At 39.6% G+C, this 2317-nt stretch carries 3 protein-coding genes; all 3 read left to right on the top strand.

The annotated features are described in order from the left end of the window. The first annotated feature begins 401 nt into the window (after positions 1–401). The 3 genes from ACMZ6U_RS10150 to ACMZ6U_RS10140 all read left to right on the top strand — a co-directional run bounded on the left by ACMZ6U_RS10150 (position 402) and on the right by ACMZ6U_RS10140 (position 2180). On the top strand, positions 402–638 hold the full coding sequence (locus tag ACMZ6U_RS10150; protein WP_115130677.1) for a DUF2829 domain-containing protein: 237 nt from the start codon (positions 402–404) through the stop codon (positions 636–638). After that, entirely contained in the window at positions 631–1332 is a 702-nt protein-coding gene (locus ACMZ6U_RS10145; RefSeq protein WP_416108304.1) for a 3-oxoacyl-ACP reductase, read from the top strand. Before ACMZ6U_RS10150 ends, ACMZ6U_RS10145 begins: the two co-directional genes overlap by 8 nt. 404 nt (positions 1333–1736) lie before the next feature. Further along, entirely contained in the window at positions 1737–2180 is a 444-nt protein-coding gene (locus tag ACMZ6U_RS10140; RefSeq protein ID WP_416108303.1) for an ASCH domain-containing protein, read from the top strand. Positions 2181–2317 lie beyond the last annotated feature (137 nt).

Below are 2317 nucleotides of genomic sequence, written 5' to 3'. Positions count from 1 at the left end.
TATAACGATATGTAAAAGGTTTAGTATTTTCTAAGCCTTTTATAAAACTCAGAGCTTGTCTGTGGAATGGGATACTATGGTTTGCCTCATTTTTCATCATCTACTGTTTATAAAAGAAAAGGGTCAAGGGGAAATGGGAATATTAATGCTGCTTATAAGTATCAGCTCATTGTGGCTGAATTTTAGAGATGATAGAGAGTAATAAATGGATATCGGACATATATGTAACTCCCATTATAACTTGACCGCTGTGGGTAAAAGTTCGTAGCTTTTTTGATTGAGAACTTACTTTACTAAAAAAGAGTTTTTAAAGAGTCTAGATAGGGGGATATAAAGAAAGAATGCTAGCCTTATTTTAAAATTATGATAGAATGGCAATAGTTTATTAAAAGGAGACAATCATGACATTTGAAGAGATTTTACCAGGATTAAAAGCAAAGAAAAAATACGTTCGCACTGGTTGGGGCGGCGCTGAAAATTATGTGCAACTCTTTGACAGCATCGAAGTGAATGGTCAAAAGCTAGAGGCAACACCTTATTTTCTCATCAATGTGACTGGTGACGGCGAAGGCTTTAGCATGTGGAGTCCAACACCTTGTGACGTTTTGGCTGAAGATTGGATTGAAGTGAATGACTAAGCGAGTCCTCATCACAGGCGCAGCGTCAGGGATTGGTCTGGCTCAAGCACGACTGTTTTTGGAACATGGCTACGCGGTTTACGGGATCGACAAGTCTGCTAAACCAGACTTGTCTCATCCTAACTTCCAGTTTTTTCAGATGGATTTGACAGGTGACATCGCTGCGCTGTACGAGCAAGTTCCTGAAGTTGACATTTTGTGTAACACCGCAGGAATCTTAGACGATTATAAACCCCTTCTTGAGATTTCAGAAGATGATTTTCAAGAGGTCATGGCAACTAACTTTTTTGCGACGGTTAAGCTTACTCGGTATTATCTTGAGAAAATGGTAGCCAGAAAATCAGGAATCATTATCACTATGTGTTCTATTGCCAGCTTTATGGCTGGCGGAGGCGGTGCAGCCTATACCTCGTCCAAACACGCTTTGGCAGGCTTTACCCGTCAATTAGCACTAGATTATGCTAAAGATGGGATTCAAGTTTTTGGCATTGCCCCGGGTGCTGTTAAGACTGGTATGACGGTTGCGGATTTTGAAACTGGTGGTATGGCAGAGTGGGTAGCTTCTGAGACGCCTATCGGTCGTTGGACAGAACCAGGTGAAATTGCGGAATTAACCCTCATGTTAGCTTCGGGAAAACTAGCTTCCATGCAAGGTGAAATCGTTAAGATCGACGGTGGTTGGAGCTTGAAATGAAAATATATCGAAATCGGTATCGCGAATAGATATTTTATACTGATTTTAATTCAAAATCTGAATATTCAAAATCTGAATATAGAATTATGGTTCGAGTCTCCTTATCCTAGTAAATCGTCCAGATTTACACCTTGCACTTAAATGGTTTCAGATTTAGATTTTCATTGAGTATTATTCGTATCGAGATTGAATAGACTGATGTGGCAGAGCATGAGGTTGAGGTTGCTATCACCCTTCTAAAATATAAACCTTTCTATCTTTGTATCTGAATCGATAGAGCTGTCTATATCTTAGCTACAAAAGAAGTTTTTTAGAGACAACATAAAAATTGAAAAATATTTAAATTGATTTTGGGAGCAGCTTTAGAAATTGAATCCCATTTAAGAAATCATAAAGGAGCAATCATGACACCAGAAAAAATGTGGCAGGAGTATCAACAGATTAATCCCAATATTGGCGATGAGATGGATGCCTGGGGATTCGGAGCAAAGCCAGATTTACTGGCCCAGTTAGTCTTAGACGGAACCAAAACAGCGACAGCTTCAGCATTTGACTTGTATGAAGTTGGTGATGAACCTTTACCAAAAGTCGGGTCTTATGATATTGTCCTAGATAGTCAAGATGATGCCGTTTGTATCATTGAAATTACTAAGGTATCAGTGTTGCCTTTTAAAGATGTTTCGGCAGATCATGCCTACAAAGAAGGCGAGGGTGATAGAAGTTTGGCGTATTGGCGACAAGTTCATAAGGCATTATTTTTTGAATGGTTAGCTGAGAGTCATCTTGTGTTTAATGAAGATTCCAAAATCGTTTTGGAAGAATTTCGCGTGGTTTATCCTAACAGGTAAAAAGTGGCTCTTCGTCAACTGTAGTGGGTGACTTATAATTAACATCTAGAGAGAATCGTTACGGTTCTCTCTTTTTGGTACGACGGGCATGTCGTATATCTGAGGTGCAAGTCCTCTGAGGGCACCCGCTACCGGTT

It is taken from the genome of Streptococcus pluranimalium, assembly GCF_047785745.1.
Lineage (GTDB): Bacteria > Bacillota > Bacilli > Lactobacillales > Streptococcaceae > Streptococcus > Streptococcus pluranimalium_B.
The sequence above is the reverse complement of the archived record's forward strand: the minus strand, read 5'-3'. Positions and strand labels throughout refer to the sequence as shown.